Below are 13,051 nucleotides of genomic sequence, written 5' to 3' on the forward strand. Positions count from 1 at the left end.
GACCTCAGCAGGCGAGACGCTTCTGTTCGCTCGCGACCTTATTTATGACGGCGCGGGAAGCCTTCGGATAGCGCTTCGAAACTTCGCGCAGCGTCGCACAGGCAGTCTCGGTATTGTCGAGCGCGGCAAGCGACATGCCCAGCTTCAGCAGCATCTCCGGCGCCTTTTCGGAGGTGGCATATTTCTGATGGGCGTTCAGGAAAGTCTTCGCCGCCTCATTGAATTTGCCTTGGGAATAAAGTGCTTCACCGAGCCAGAAATTCGCGTCCGGAGTCCGTGCGCTGTTCGGATAGCGGCCGATGTACTGCGTGAATTCCTGCTCGGCAATGTTGTAATCGCCGGAAAGCACGTGACCATAGGCGGCCTTGTATTGATCGGATTCGCTGCCGAGCGAAGCTGTCTGCTGCGGTGCGGTTACGCCTGGAAGACTATTTCCCTTCGGCGCAGCATCCGGAAGCGGCGCGGAACCGACCGTTGCACCTTGATTCACCGAACCGCCGATCTGATTACCATTCTGATCGAAATCCATGGAGCCCAGCTCGCGCGGCGGCTGGCCGAGGCCGCCATCGGCCGGCATGTTGGTGGAGGGAGCCGTTTCGGCTCCCTGCGGGGCTTGGATGACCTTGGCGATATCGTCGCCACCGCCTGAAGCCGGCGGAGCGACATCTGCCTCGCTCTTCTTCACCGGTGCCTTGGCACCGCCGCCACCGCTCGCGCCGCCCGTCTTTTCGAGTTGCTGGAAGCGGAATTCGTTGTCTTCCTGCTGCTTGCGGATCGTCTCCTGCATCTGGAGGAGCTGATAGCTCATTTCCTCGATACGACCGTTCAACTGCCGCATCTGGTCTTCCATCTGCTGGATACGGACTTCCGCGCCGCTGTTCTGCACGTTGACGACGGGTGCTGCCGGCTGGCTCTGTTGCGCGGATTGGCCGCCAATGTGCAAGCCGAAGAACGAAGCGGAATAAGCCGCTCGCTCGCTCCCGGTCACGGCCGCAAGGCACAGCATGCCTGCCACGACTAGTTTCTTCATTTTTGTATCGTCCTGTCCCAGTGATTCTTCGCGCCTCGATGGCACGAACAGGAGATTTTTCCAATTGCTCTCAAAAAGCAACGGAGTCTGGCCAAAGTGTGGTCAAAAAGAAAGGCGGCCCGCAAAGGACCGCCTTCTCAAATTCCGGGTTTTGCCGGAAATTACATGCCTGCGCCGCCGAGAACAGTGACGGCACGGCGGTTCTGCGACCAGCACGAAATATCGTCGCAGACGGCGACCGGACGTTCCTTGCCGTAGGAGATCGTCTTCATGCGCTGGGCGGGGACGCCGCGCGAAGCGAGATAATCCTTGGCCGCTGCCGCGCGGCGAGCGCCGAGAGCAAGGTTGTATTCGCGCGTGCCGCGCTCGTCGGCATGGCCTTCGACGGTGATTGCATAGTTCGGGTAGCGACCGAGCCACTGAGCCTGACGGTCGAGCGTCTGGGCGGCATCGGCGCGGATCGACGTGGAGTCGGTGTCGAAGAAGATGCGGTCACCGACATTGACCGTGAAGTCCTGGGCAGAGCCCGGCGTTGCCGCACCGGCACCGAGGCCGAGATCACCGGCGCTGTTCGGCACGTTCTTCTTGTTGGCGCAGCCCGCAAGAGCGAGACCGGCGACAAGCGCGATCATGACGGGGTTGCGGGCGAAATTCTGCAGACGGCTCATTGCCGGGGTGTGAATTCGGCTCATGGCCGGGTCTCCTTGCGACTTCAATCAGGGTTTCCGGACAGTAACCGCACTCGGTTAACCGGCCATCAAAGATTATGGTTAACGATTCGTTGATTTGTCCCTGCATCGCCCATTTTCAGGACTTTGCGGCGACATGAAGGCGAATTTCCGCTCGTCCACTACTCAAGAAGCGGCGACCAGGCCGGGTCCGAACCATAGGCCGGCGTCTTGATCGCCTGCTCATTGTAGCCCGTCAGATCGATCGAATAGAGCTGCGGGCCGCCCGCACCTGCCGCCTGGCGGAAGAACATGATGACGCGGCCATTCGGCGCCCAGGTCGGACCTTCGTTGTGGAAACCCGTGGTTAGGATACGTTCACCCGAACCATCCGGCTTCATGACGCCGATCGAGAATTTGCCGCCCGACTGCTTGGTGAAAGCGATCAGATCGCCGCGTGGCGACCAGACCGGCGTCGAGTACCTGCCGTCACCGAAGGAGATTCGGGTCTGGCCCGAACCATCGGCATTCATGACGTAGATCTGCGACTGTCCGCCGCGGTCGCTTTCGAAGGCGATGCGATTGCCGTCGGGCGAATAGGAGGGCGAAGTGTCGATCGCGGCCGTTGATGTCAGGCGGGTCGTCGTACGCGAACGCAGATCCATCGTGTAGATGTTCGAGTTGCCTTCCTGCTGCAGGCTCATGATGACCTTCTGGCCATCGGGAGAGAAGCGCGGCGAGAAGGTCATGCCCGGGAAGTTGCCGACCACTTCGCGCTGCCCGGTTTCGAGCTGCAGCAGATAGACGCGCGGCTGCTGGTTTGCGAAGGACATGTAGGTCACTTCCTGCCGGCTCGGCGAGAAGCGCGGCGTCAGAACGAGGTCGCTGCCGTCAGTCAGCATGCGCACGTTGAAGCCATCCTGGTCCATGATGGCAAGCTGACGCTTGCGCTGTTGCTTGGTGCCGGATTCGGACACGAAGACGACGCGGGTGTCGAAATAGCCCTCTTCGCCGGTGATCTGCTTATAAATCGCATCAGCGATAATGTGCGCGACACGGCGCCAGTTCTCCGGCTGCGTGTAGAACTGTTGGCCGGTCATCTGCTGACCGGCGAACGTGTCCCACAGACGGAACTCGGCGCGAAGACGGCCATCCGCCTCCTGGGTGACGCGGCCTGTGACCAGTGCCTGAGCGTTGATGACCTTCCAATCCTCGAAGCGCGGCGAGGCGTCCGGATTGGAAATCTTCTCGATGAAGGCTGTCTTGTTGATCGGCGCAAACAGTCCAGACCGCTGCAGGTCGGCCGCGATGACCTGTGAAACCTGCGCACCCATGTTGCCCTGCAGGAAGTCCGTTACCGCGATCGGCAGCGGCTGGACGTTACCCTTATTGATGTTGATCTCAACAAGTGCGTTGGCCGGCGTCGCGAAGGCAGCGGCGGTCATCAGACCGGCAGCGACCATGATGGCGCGGAAGAAGGAACACTTTGTCATACCAAACAGCCTTTCAGCATTTATGGGTTCAGGTCGCTGGCATCGAAGTTAAAGATAACTTCCTTCCAGCCATCGTATTTATCTTTTGGGAGCATCGTGAAAGGAGCCGCGCGGACGATCGCACGAAACGCAGCGTCCTAATGGTTTTACGCGTGGCCTCGCTACCACCGCTGGCGTCAGCCTCAGGGGTTCCCAAGATCTTGCCGTCTTTGCCGAGCTTCACACGAAATTGCAGTTTGACGCTGCCGGCATCCTTGAGGTTACCAGGGAGTATGAAACGGTCAGCGACCGAGCGTTTCATTGCGTCCATGGTCGCTCGGCTTATCATCGGCACATTCGTACCGCTTTCTTTGCGGACGACAGTCTCAGCACGCGCATTAGGAGAAAGCGTGCAAGCAATCGCCAATATCGCCATGGTCCCGAAAGACTTCGCAAAATGGAATCGCCGGTGCAGCATCTAGATTCCCAGATCGCTCGGATCAAAGTTGACGACGACTTCGTTCCAGGCGTCGTATTTGTCTTTCGGCAGACTTGAGAAAGGCGCTGATTTCATGATGGCGCGATAGGCACCGCCGGCCAGAGCCCGGCGGGTGGAATCATTGTCGCCACCGGTAGCTTCGACTTCCGGCTCGCCAATGATATTGCCGTCCTGATCAAGCTTCATATGAACCTTGATGCGCACGTCAGCCATGCCTTCCATGCCGGGAATGACCGACCAGTTGCCGGCGATCGCGCTTTTCAGCGCATCCATTTCACTAAGCGACAGTTTCGAGGCGCCGTTCGTGGCCTTCTTCGCGCCCAGCGATGCTTCCTGCGTCGAACGCTTCGTGCCTCCGGCAGACGGATCCGTCTTGTTCAACAGTGCGGAAATCTCATCCGCGTTGAAGTCACTCTTCATCGACGAAGCGGATTTCGCCACTTCCTGCTTTTTGTCAGCCTTCTTCTTGTCCGTCGGCACTTCCGCAGCCTTCGGCTGATCCGGGGTCTTCTCCGGTGGTTTTTCGGCCGGTTTCTGCTCCGGCGGCTTTACCTGCGGCTTGACGACCGGGGTCGGCACCTTGTCCGGCAGTGCTTCCGCATCCGGCTTCGGCGGCTCCTCAGGCTTGGCCTGCTCTTCCGGCGGCTTTTCCTCAGGCTTCGGCGGCGGCGTTATTTCTGCCGGCTTGGTCTGGGGAATGGAAGCGACTTGCTTTGGCTGCTCGACCTCGGTCTCTTCCTTGTTGACTTCCTTGACGTCGTTCGGCTTCGGGTCGATCTGCGACTGGGGCTTGTCGCTCGAATTGGCAGCGGCCGCGTCGCTGTTGCTCGGCTTGGCGTTCGGAACCGGCGGCGTCTTCAGATCGACCTTATTATCACCGGCGTTTTCCGACGGCTCCGGGATTGGCGGCCGCGTCGTGGGCACAGGCGCAGAGGTCTCCTTCATTGGAGCCTTCTTATCGCCCTGCTGCATCTGCGTGATGGATTCCACCGGCACGAGATCGACCGGCATTGCCTCGAAATCCTCCACCTTGAAAGATTCCGGAGCGCCCAGCGACACCAGCGCCCAGGTAAGCACCAGCCCGTGCAGAACCGCAGATGTGACGACGCTGGTCTTCATCTTGAGCGTTACTGGTCCTTCTTCTGCTGCGTCACGAGGCCGATATTCTTGAAACCCGCGCCCTGGATACGGGCCATGACGTCAGCAATCACGCCGTAAGGCGCAGTCGCATCGCCGCGCACGAAGATGCGCTCGTTGTAACCGGTGGTGGCGATCGCCTCGAGCTTTGCAGCAATTTCCTCAGCCGGGATCGGCGTTTCCTGCAGATAGACTTCGCCGTTGTTCTTGACCGAGATCGTGATCGGCTGCGTCTCGGAATTCAGCGCCTTGGCCTGCGTTTCCGGCAGATCGATCGGAACACCGACCGTCATCATCGGGGCCGCCACCATGAAGATGATGAGCAGCACGAGCATGACGTCGACGAGCGGCGTCACGTTGATTTCGGAGATAACCCCCTTGTTGCGGCCGCGGCGGCGGCGTCCGCCGCCTCCTCCGCTATTGCCGCCTACAGCCATACCCATGGTCGTCTACTCCGTTACTGCGCGGCCTGGCGCGGCTGCAGCTTCTCGTCGATCTGGCGCGAAAGGATGGCGGAGAATTCATCCGCAAAGCCTTCCATGCGACCCGAGAGCTTGCCGGCATCGGCGGAGAACTTGTTGTAGGCGATAACCGCCGGGATAGCGGCGACGAGACCGATGGCGGTCGCGAGCAGCGCTTCCGCGATACCGGGCGCCACAACCGCAAGGTTGGTCGACTTCGAACCGGCGATTGCCTGGAACGAGGTCATGATACCGACGACCGTGCCGAACAGACCGATAAACGGACCGGCCGAACCGATCGTCGCAAGCGAGCCGAGACGGGCCGAGAGATATTCGGATTCACGGGCGAGTGTGACGTCCATGGCGCGGTCAATACGCATTTGCAGACCGATCGGCGAACGCGCACCACGCTCGAAGGACTTCTTCCATTCGCGCATCGCCGCGACGAAGATCGCCGCAAGGCCCGTATTGTTGCGCTCGGAAAGCGTCCGATAGAGTTCTTCCAGCGACTGGCCCGACCAGAAGACCTGCTCGAACTTGTCGAACTGGCGACGGGCGCGTCCGTAGGCCAGATATTTGTCGATGACGATCGCCCAGGTCCACACCGAAGCGGCGATAAGGCCGAGCATGACCAGCTTGACGACGATGCCGGCCTGCATGAAAAGCGACCAGAGGCTGACGTCGGTCGTGGCTGCTGCCAATCCTACTTGTTCCATAGATCCAAAATCCCCGAATCCAAACGCCCGGCGCTTGACCGGGCGGCACGAAGTGATCACGCAAGAATGTCTGGCGGCCGCCGCCCAAAGCCCTGGTCAAGCTTCCAAGCTCTTCTTCCGCCTTCTTGCCGTCAAATTTGGTCAAAGGAAGGCGTGCGTCGCACAAACTCCGACTCCGCGAGTAAGACACCATTATGGTTAATAGATCGTTAGTGCCAGACTATGACAGCAGGAATGTCGCGAGAGATTTTGTTCCTGGATAACTTGACCGGAGCATCGCCCGGTTGCTGAACACAGCGCTCATCTTGCAGCGCGGCAATTCCTTCACATAAAATTCAAGTTTTTACAAGCCCTCGATTCCGGCAGTTTGACGCGGGAAACGCAGGCATTGTCCCGGCTATTTTCAGGTCTCTGGAATAAGCATTTGCCTTGCGAGCGCCTCCGGCAGCCGGCGCGGCCTGCCCTTGGCATTGATCACGGCGATGATCACCTTCGCGGCGATTAGCAGAGTATCGGCGCGGCGGATTTCCTGGTTGAGCACCATCTTCGCGCCACCGGCCTTTTCCGTGTGTGTGATCACGGTCAAAATATCGTCCATGCGGGCCGGGCTTTTAAAGTCGATCTCCATGCGATGAACAACGAAAACGAGTCCTTCCTCGTCCGCATTCACAAGCTCTCGCTGCTCGACACCGAGACAGCGCAGGTAGTCGGTGCGGCCCCGTTCGAGGAAATGCAGATAGCGTGCGTGATAGACCAGACCGGAGAAATCGGTATCTTCGTAATAGACCCGCTGGACGAGTCGATGACCCACCTCGGTGAGCTCGCCGGAAATAGAAAAACCGTGTTCCGCCATAATTTTCTCCAAACTTTCCGGCCCTCTTTGGCGCAACACGTCTCGACACGCAAGCATTGAACAATTGTCATATTTCCTAACTATTCCCGTTAGGACGCAACCATGAGGAGCCAGTGGCATGAAGATTGCAGTGATGGGCGGAGACGGGTTCATCGGTTGGCCAACCTCGCTACATCTCTCCGATGCCGGGCATGACATCCACATCCTCGACAATCTCTCCCGTCGCTGGATCGATACCGAGCTCGGCGTCCAGTCGCTGACGCCGATGGACTCCATTCAGGAGCGCACTCGTATCTGGCATGACGAAACCGGCCGCCGCATCCATTTCAATCTGATCGACCTCGCTCGGGACTACGAGCTCCTGAAGAAGTGGCTCGCGGAAAACCGGCCGGATGCGATCATCCATTTCGCCGAACAGCGCGCCGCGCCCTATTCGATGAAGAGCGACCGGCACAAGAACTACACTGTTAACAACAATGTCAGTGCCACGCATAATCTCTTGAATGCGCTGGTCGAGCTGCAGCTCGATGCGCATGTGGTCCACCTCGGCACGATGGGCGTCTATGGCTATTCGACGGTCGGCGCCGCCATTCCGGAAGGTTATCTGCCTGTCGGTATCGAGACGATGGATGGCGAAACTGCCTCCCAGGAGATTCTCTATCCATCCAATCCCGGCTCCATTTACCACATGACCAAGTGCCTGGATCAGCTGCTCTTCCAGTTCTATGCCAAGAATGACAGCCTTAGGATCACTGATCTGCATCAAGGCATCGTGTGGGGCACGCATACTGAACAGACGCGCCGCCATCCGCAGCTTATCAACCGCTTCGATTATGACGGCGACTACGGCACGGTGCTGAACCGCTTCCTCATCCAGGCCGCCATCGGCTATCCACTGACCGTCCATGGCACCGGCGGACAGACGCGCGCCTTCATCCACATCCAGGATTCCGTTCGCTGCATCGAACTGGCGCTCCAGAATCCCCCCGCTCGCGGCTCACGGGTCGAGATCTTCAACCAGATGACGGAAACCCACCGCGTGCGCGATCTTGCGGAGATGATCGCCAAGATGGCCGGTTCCGAAGTCGTCTGGCTGCCCAATCCGCGCAAGGAAGCCGCCGAAAACGATCTGGTCGTCAGGAACGACAAGTTCCTCGGCCTTGGCCTCGATCCGATTACCCTGAAAGCCGGCCTGCTCGACGAAATCGTCGAAGTCGCCAGGAAATTCGCTTACCGTGTCGACCGCTCCCGCGTCCCGGCCGTCTCCGCCTGGACGAAGGATATCGCCGCGACAATTAATCACGACCCGGAGGGCAAGCGGCTGAAGTCCGTATCATGAGTGGTGCTATCTTCTCGAAGCAACGGCCGTGCCGGAGCGAGGCCGCTCAGGAAAGTACCTCGCATCCATGACCTCAGTCCCGCAGTTCGCCTACGTCACCCTGGTCACCAATGCCGATTACGCTATGGGCGCGACGGCACTAGCCAACTCGCTGCGCCGCACTGGTACGGATGCCGCCATCGTCATCCTGCATACCGGCGGTGTTGACGCGGCCACCCTCGCCCCACTGGACGCTCTCGGCTGCCGGCTGGTTGAAGTTGAGCATCTGCCTTTGTCTGATGCTTTCAACGAGCGGCATGCGCGCGGCAACCTCCATTCCGAGGCACCTTTCACCAAGGGCCGCAAGCCGGCTTTTCACTCGCCGCTCGACAATTTCTGCAAGCTCCGCCTCTGGCAGCTTGTCGAATATGAGCGCTGCGTTTTCATCGATGCCGATGCGATCGCCTTGAAGAACGTCGACAAGCTCTTCGCCTATCCGGAATTCTCCGCGGCGCCGAATGTCTATGAAAGTCTTGTTGACTTCCGCCGCATGAACTCCGGGGTCTTCGTCGCCCGCCCTTCGCAAGAGACCTTCCGGAAGATGCTTGCGGTTCTGGATCAGCCCGACATCTTCTGGCGGCGTACAGACCAGACCTTCCTTGAGACGTTCTTCCCTGACTGGCACGGCCTGCCGGTCTATTTCAACATGCTGCAATATGTCTGGTTCACCATGCCGGCCCTGTGGGATTGGGAGAGCATTTCTATTCTGCACTATCAATATGAAAAACCTTGGGAAAAAGATCATCCCAAGGCCGCGAGGCTACAACCTTTGATCGATTTGTGGCATTGTTTCCATATTGGCGGCCATGTGCCGGAGATTGCATCTCTGGCCAATCCGGATGAGGCGGCATGAAAGTACTGGTATCAGGCGGAACGGGCCTCGTCGGACGTTATATCGTCGAAGAGCTGCTTTCTGCCGGATATCAGGTGATTGTCGGCGGACGGCGTGCGCCGCTCCCCCGGTCCTTCTCTCGCCCGGTCGATTTCGTCCCACTTTCGCTCGATCCGGATGAGGACGATATCGGCGCCTTCGATGACGCCTATTTCTTCGTGCATGCTGCCTTCAGCCACATCGAAGGAAAATACCGCGGCGGCGAAGGCGATGACCCAAAGGCGTTTCACCGCCTGAACCTCGATGGCACAGTGAAACTCTTCGAGGAAGCAAAGCGCGCAGGCACCCGCCGTTGCATCTTCATGTCCAGTCGCGCCGTCTATGGCGAGCACGCACCGGGCACCGAGCTTTTCGAAACCATGCCCGCCACGCCGGAAACTCTCTACGGACAGGTCAAGCTCGATGCGGAACGCACGCTCGCCCATCTTTCCGGACCGGGCTTTGCGGGAGCAAGCCTGCGGGCAACAGGCGTTTACGGTGACCGTTATCCAAGCAAATGGGATCGATTGATCGATGACTATCTGAGCGGCCGGCCTGTTTCCCCGCGCGCGGGAACCGAGGTACACGGTCGCGATCTCGGCCGTGCCGTGCGGCTGATGTTGGAAACAGAAAGCGCCCGAATCTCCGGCGAGGTCTTCAACGTTTCGGATATCGCCGTCGATGCGAGAGATATCCTTTCGCCGATCCGGCATCACGCCGACTGTCCCTTCCCGCTGCCCGAAGCAGCGGACAAGTCAAAGCTTTGCGCTATGGACACGGGTAAGATCCGCGCGCTCGGCTGGAAGCCCGGCGGCATGGCCCTTTGCGAGCAAACGATGCGGCAATTGGCCGAGAGACAAATGGTTCCGCGGCCCAGTTCCACGCAAGTCTGATCTGGCAGAGTGCGCCCCAAATGTAATCGGGGGTATATTATGCAGCTCGCAACCGTTTCGGCGTCCACCCTTCTGCGCGGCACCCAGCCGGCACAATCCGGCGTTTCGTCCACGAGCGATGAGCCCGACACCGGCGTATTGAAGATCCAGCGGCAGTCGCTGGCGCTGGAGCAGGTGCGCAATTCGCTGGCTAGCTCCGCCGACGATGCGAAGAGCCGCGCCCAGCGCAAGCTCGAAGAAGCCAAGCAGGAGCTTCAGGCGCTGAAAACGGCGGGCTTCCCGCCTGAAGTGATTGCGCGTCTTGCCGCGGAACTCGCGCGCAAGGTCGGCGCCGCAGCCTCCGAATTCGCCTCCGCCGTTGCAACCGGTGGCTCTTCCGACGCAAGTACTGCGGCCGGCGCAGCATCCACGTCAGCTTCCACCACCACGACGACCGATGCCACCACGAGTGCTGCAGCCGACGTTGTCGCAAGCGATGCTACGACTTCCACCGAGGCAACGCAGAATACCGAGACGACAACGGAAGCCGCCGAGGACGGCACGAACACTGCGGAAACGGATGGCGCGGCTCATGCGCGCAAGGCCTATCAGGAAATCATCGAAGACGGTCCGAAATCGTCGGCAATTTCCGCCGATGACCGCAAGACGATGGAAGAGTTCAAATCCGTGGTCCGCGAACTGAAGCAAATACTCGAAAAGGCCATGCGCGACCTGCGCGAGAAAAACAGCGACGTTGCCCGCGAAGGTGCGATTGGGGCAGCACAATCAGCCGTGACCGGCCTGTCGGCTGCCGTGCCGACAGCGACCATCCCTTCGAGCATCGTCGTCTAAGCCTTAGGCTCTGCCGTCTGCGGCAGAAAATGGATGGTTGCCTGGTTGACGAGCAGCACAAGGCAGGCGGCAAAGACAGTTGCAAACAGCCTATCCAGTAGCGCGGAAGCCGGCAGGGCATGATCGGCGGTTCCCATGGCCATCATCATCAGCGGCGTCATCACGATCGAATAGGCGAGATAATTTCTGGCCCTCAGAAAGGGCCTGATACCACCGAGCACGGCGACAACAAGCACATCGGCCCAGGCCGGCAAGGTAAGAAACGAGAGCAATCCCGCACAACAGACCCCGAAGAGAACGCCGATCACCCTTTGCGTCGTCTTGAGCGGCAAGCGTTCCGGCCGCCGCTCGATCAGCAGCACCAGCGCCAGCGCCGCCCAGTGAATATCGTGATCGGGAAAGAACAGGTGGATGAGCGAGACGGCACCCAGACAGGAAACCAGCCGGACAGGATATTGCCAGCCTGCCGGCTCCATCAGGGAACGCCGCAGCCTGTTGAATTTCTGTCTGGCGGTCGGCTTGCGTTCATCCTCAACCGGCTCTGCCGCATGACGGCGGATATGCGCGACGACCGCTGCCATCGAGATGTGGAGAACGACAGCGAAAAGCGCGCCACCGATGATAATGGCGAAGATCAGCAGCGGATTTGCGGTGGTGGTGGAGACGATGCCGCCGACCATGACGAGATAGAAGATGAAGCGCATGGAAGCGGCAACCATCGCGCGATCGAAACCGCCGACGATACCGGCAACGCCGGCAATCACCAGCAGCCCCGTCTGCCAAGACCCGCCAAGCCGGGCGAGTGCACAGGCAAGCCCCGCCGCAGATATCAGAACCAGCAATGCGGCCCCTGCGCTCGCAGCTTGCGTCCTCGGTCTGCCATGCGCTACCGTCCCGCTCATTGCCATGCCGCCGATCAGGCCAAGCCCTGTATGATGGCCCTTCGCCGCAAGCAGTGCCGGAACAGCCATGGCAGCCGCCGATACGGCGATTTCGATCGCCGTCACCTCCTTTTCAGTCGACCAGCGAAAGGCTCCGGCTACGTGATTGAGTGTCTTTTCCATCGACGGCCTCTCAGACTCGGGATTGGGCTTTGGCAAAATAATACGCAGTGCGTACTATATGTCCAGTAACAAAGATACAGCCGCGACGCTCATTCTGCGCTCCGTCCTGCTGCTCGGCCGTCGCTTGCGGGCCGCGCGCCCCGAAGGTCCGCACAGTCTCTCCACCATCGCGATTCTCGCGACACTTCACCGTCTAGGGCCTATGCCCGCCTGGCGGCTCGCCCTGGAGGAGCATCTGCAGCCGCAGTCGGTCACCCGCATCATTGCAGCTCTTGAGCGCGACGGGCTGATCAGCCGTACGCGTAGCGAGGCCGACCGCCGCGAGATCGAGCTGTCGATCACTACTCACGGCCGCACGGTGTTGTCCGATGACATAGGCGCCCGTCGCGCCTGGCTGGAAAAGGCGATGAATGACCGGCTGACGCCGGAGGAGCGCAAGACATTGATGGAAGCGTCGGAAATTATGCTGAAGCTCTCCCATGCCCACATTGAGAATGAGGCGCAATCAGGCGAGGAATAGACCCTTTTCACCTGTCGCCACCAGCCGCAAGCGGTTATGTTCGCTGGGCAACGATACTGGATTTGAGATGACGCCCAAGGAATTGAAGGCTCAATTGCGCACCGAACGTCTGGCGGCTCGCGACGCCATCCCGACGGATCTGCGCGCAGCCAAAAGCCTCGACATGGCGGCCCATGCCGGCGATACGATTGCTTTTGCGCCCGACACCATCATCTCAGGTTTTCTGCCGATCCGTTCGGAAGCTGATCTGCAGCCGCTGATGGCGCGGTGGCGCGGCCGCGGCGCCCGCCTCTGCGTGCCCGCAATCATCGACAAGCAGACCATCGTCTTCCGTGAGCTTGTCCACGGCGTGGCACTCATCGGCACCGGCTTCGGCACGGTCGGCCCAGGCGAAGACGCTGCTATCCTCGACCCGGAAATCATGCTCGTGCCGCTGTCGGCCTTCGATCCCAGAGGCCACCGCATCGGCTACGGCGCCGGCCACTATGACCGTGCAATCGGCCGTCTCCGGCAAAAAGGCCTGTCTCCGAAGCTGATCGGCATTGCATTTGACTGCCAGGAAGTGGCAGAGGTACCCGCTGAGCCGCATGACATAAGCCTGGATGCCATCCTGACGGAAAGCGGCCTGCGCCATTTTACCTCACGGATTGGATAGGGA

Annotated in this window: 14 protein-coding genes; 6 read left to right on the forward strand and 8 right to left on the reverse strand. The window is 59.9% G+C overall.

The annotated features are described in order from the left end of the window. Positions 1-4: 4 nt before the first annotated feature. The 7 genes from ybgF to ybgC all read right to left on the reverse strand — a co-directional run bounded on the left by ybgF (position 5) and on the right by ybgC (position 6,836). On the reverse strand, positions 5-1,030 hold the full coding sequence (gene ybgF, locus FHT82_RS23795; protein ID WP_183735162.1) for a tol-pal system protein YbgF: 1,026 nt from the start codon (positions 1,028-1,030) through the stop codon (positions 5-7). 161 nt (positions 1,031-1,191) lie between these two features. Next, positions 1,192-1,722 (reverse strand): peptidoglycan-associated lipoprotein Pal, encoded by a 531-nt coding sequence (gene pal / locus FHT82_RS23800; RefSeq protein WP_183735163.1) that lies wholly within the window; start codon positions 1,720-1,722, stop codon positions 1,192-1,194. 158 nt (positions 1,723-1,880) lie between these two features. Next, positions 1,881-3,191 carry a Tol-Pal system beta propeller repeat protein TolB gene (tolB, locus tag FHT82_RS23805; protein WP_027692926.1) on the reverse strand — a complete coding sequence of 437 codons (1,311 nt, stop codon included), beginning with the start codon at positions 3,189-3,191 and terminating at the stop codon, positions 1,881-1,883. Positions 3,192-3,648: 457 nt separating this feature from the next. Further along, a complete protein-coding gene (locus FHT82_RS23810) occupies positions 3,649-4,788 on the reverse strand; it encodes a hypothetical protein (RefSeq protein WP_183735164.1) in 1,140 nt (379 codons plus the stop codon). An 8-nt stretch (positions 4,789-4,796) separates the two neighbouring features. Further along, complete coding sequence (tolR, locus tag FHT82_RS23815; protein WP_183735165.1) at positions 4,797-5,249, reverse strand: protein TolR; 453 nt, start codon at positions 5,247-5,249, stop codon at positions 4,797-4,799. A gap of 14 nt (positions 5,250-5,263) precedes the next feature. Further along, positions 5,264-5,983: a protein TolQ gene (gene tolQ / locus FHT82_RS23820; RefSeq protein ID WP_029868707.1), complete on the reverse strand. Its 720-nt coding sequence runs from the start codon at positions 5,981-5,983 to the stop codon at positions 5,264-5,266. A gap of 403 nt (positions 5,984-6,386) precedes the next feature. Next, complete coding sequence (gene ybgC, locus FHT82_RS23825) at positions 6,387-6,836, reverse strand: tol-pal system-associated acyl-CoA thioesterase (RefSeq protein ID WP_183735166.1); 450 nt, start codon at positions 6,834-6,836, stop codon at positions 6,387-6,389. A gap of 118 nt (positions 6,837-6,954) precedes the next feature. Between ybgC and FHT82_RS23830 the strand changes: the two genes are divergently transcribed. The 4 genes from FHT82_RS23830 (at position 6,955) to FHT82_RS23845 (ending at position 10,809) form a co-directional block, all read left to right on the forward strand. After that, positions 6,955-8,175, forward strand: a complete 1,221-nt coding sequence (locus FHT82_RS23830) for an NAD-dependent epimerase/dehydratase family protein (RefSeq protein ID WP_183735167.1) — start codon at positions 6,955-6,957, stop codon at positions 8,173-8,175. 67 nt (positions 8,176-8,242) lie between these two features. Next, positions 8,243-9,067: a glycosyltransferase gene (locus FHT82_RS23835; RefSeq protein ID WP_183735168.1), complete on the forward strand. Its 825-nt coding sequence runs from the start codon at positions 8,243-8,245 to the stop codon at positions 9,065-9,067. Continuing rightward, on the forward strand, positions 9,064-9,978 hold the full coding sequence (locus FHT82_RS23840; protein WP_183735169.1) for an NAD(P)-dependent oxidoreductase: 915 nt from the start codon (positions 9,064-9,066) through the stop codon (positions 9,976-9,978). Before FHT82_RS23835 ends, FHT82_RS23840 begins: the two co-directional genes overlap by 4 nt. Positions 9,979-10,017: 39 nt before the next feature. Beyond that, a complete protein-coding gene (locus tag FHT82_RS23845) occupies positions 10,018-10,809 on the forward strand; it encodes a hypothetical protein (RefSeq protein WP_183735170.1) in 792 nt (263 codons plus the stop codon). Here the strand turns inward: FHT82_RS23845 and FHT82_RS23850 are convergent. Further along, positions 10,806-11,873, reverse strand: coding sequence for an FUSC family protein (locus FHT82_RS23850; RefSeq protein ID WP_183735171.1), 1,068 nt, complete (start codon positions 11,871-11,873; stop codon positions 10,806-10,808). The genes FHT82_RS23845 and FHT82_RS23850 overlap by 4 nt on opposite strands. Before the next feature lie 58 nt (positions 11,874-11,931). On the opposite strand from FHT82_RS23850, the gene FHT82_RS23855 reads away from it, so the two are divergent. After that, positions 11,932-12,393: a MarR family transcriptional regulator gene (locus FHT82_RS23855; protein ID WP_183735172.1), complete on the forward strand. Its 462-nt coding sequence runs from the start codon at positions 11,932-11,934 to the stop codon at positions 12,391-12,393. 67 nt (positions 12,394-12,460) lie between these two features. After that, positions 12,461-13,048 (forward strand): 5-formyltetrahydrofolate cyclo-ligase, encoded by a 588-nt coding sequence (locus FHT82_RS23860; protein ID WP_183735173.1) that lies wholly within the window; start codon positions 12,461-12,463, stop codon positions 13,046-13,048. The last annotated feature ends 3 nt before the right edge of the window (positions 13,049-13,051 follow it).

Origin of the sequence: Rhizobium sp. BK275 (assembly GCF_014193555.1) — a bacterium.
Lineage (GTDB): Bacteria > Pseudomonadota > Alphaproteobacteria > Rhizobiales > Rhizobiaceae > Rhizobium.

What these genes read in the sequence shown, in the direction of transcription:
- ybgF (WP_183735162.1), bottom strand. Translation starts at nt 1,030, where the DNA reads ATGAAGAAACTAGTCGTGGCAGGCATGCTGTGCCTTGCGGCCGTGACC.
- pal (WP_183735163.1), bottom strand. Translation starts at nt 1,722, where the DNA reads ATGAGCCGAATTCACACCCCGGCAATGAGCCGTCTGCAGAATTTCGCC.
- tolB (WP_027692926.1), bottom strand. Translation starts at nt 3,191, where the DNA reads ATGACAAAGTGTTCCTTCTTCCGCGCCATCATGGTCGCTGCCGGTCTG.
- FHT82_RS23810 (WP_183735164.1), bottom strand. Translation starts at nt 4,788, where the DNA reads ATGAAGACCAGCGTCGTCACATCTGCGGTTCTGCACGGGCTGGTGCTT.
- tolR (WP_183735165.1), bottom strand. Translation starts at nt 5,249, where the DNA reads ATGGGTATGGCTGTAGGCGGCAATAGCGGAGGAGGCGGCGGACGCCGC.
- tolQ (WP_029868707.1), bottom strand. Translation starts at nt 5,983, where the DNA reads ATGGAACAAGTAGGATTGGCAGCAGCCACGACCGACGTCAGCCTCTGG.
- ybgC (WP_183735166.1), bottom strand. Translation starts at nt 6,836, where the DNA reads ATGGCGGAACACGGTTTTTCTATTTCCGGCGAGCTCACCGAGGTGGGT.
- FHT82_RS23830 (WP_183735167.1), top strand. Translation starts at nt 6,955, where the DNA reads ATGAAGATTGCAGTGATGGGCGGAGACGGGTTCATCGGTTGGCCAACC.
- FHT82_RS23835 (WP_183735168.1), top strand. Translation starts at nt 8,243, where the DNA reads ATGACCTCAGTCCCGCAGTTCGCCTACGTCACCCTGGTCACCAATGCC.
- FHT82_RS23840 (WP_183735169.1), top strand. Translation starts at nt 9,064, where the DNA reads ATGAAAGTACTGGTATCAGGCGGAACGGGCCTCGTCGGACGTTATATC.
- FHT82_RS23845 (WP_183735170.1), top strand. Translation starts at nt 10,018, where the DNA reads ATGCAGCTCGCAACCGTTTCGGCGTCCACCCTTCTGCGCGGCACCCAG.
- FHT82_RS23850 (WP_183735171.1), bottom strand. Translation starts at nt 11,873, where the DNA reads ATGGAAAAGACACTCAATCACGTAGCCGGAGCCTTTCGCTGGTCGACT.
- FHT82_RS23855 (WP_183735172.1), top strand. Translation starts at nt 11,932, where the DNA reads ATGTCCAGTAACAAAGATACAGCCGCGACGCTCATTCTGCGCTCCGTC.
- FHT82_RS23860 (WP_183735173.1), top strand. Translation starts at nt 12,461, where the DNA reads ATGACGCCCAAGGAATTGAAGGCTCAATTGCGCACCGAACGTCTGGCG.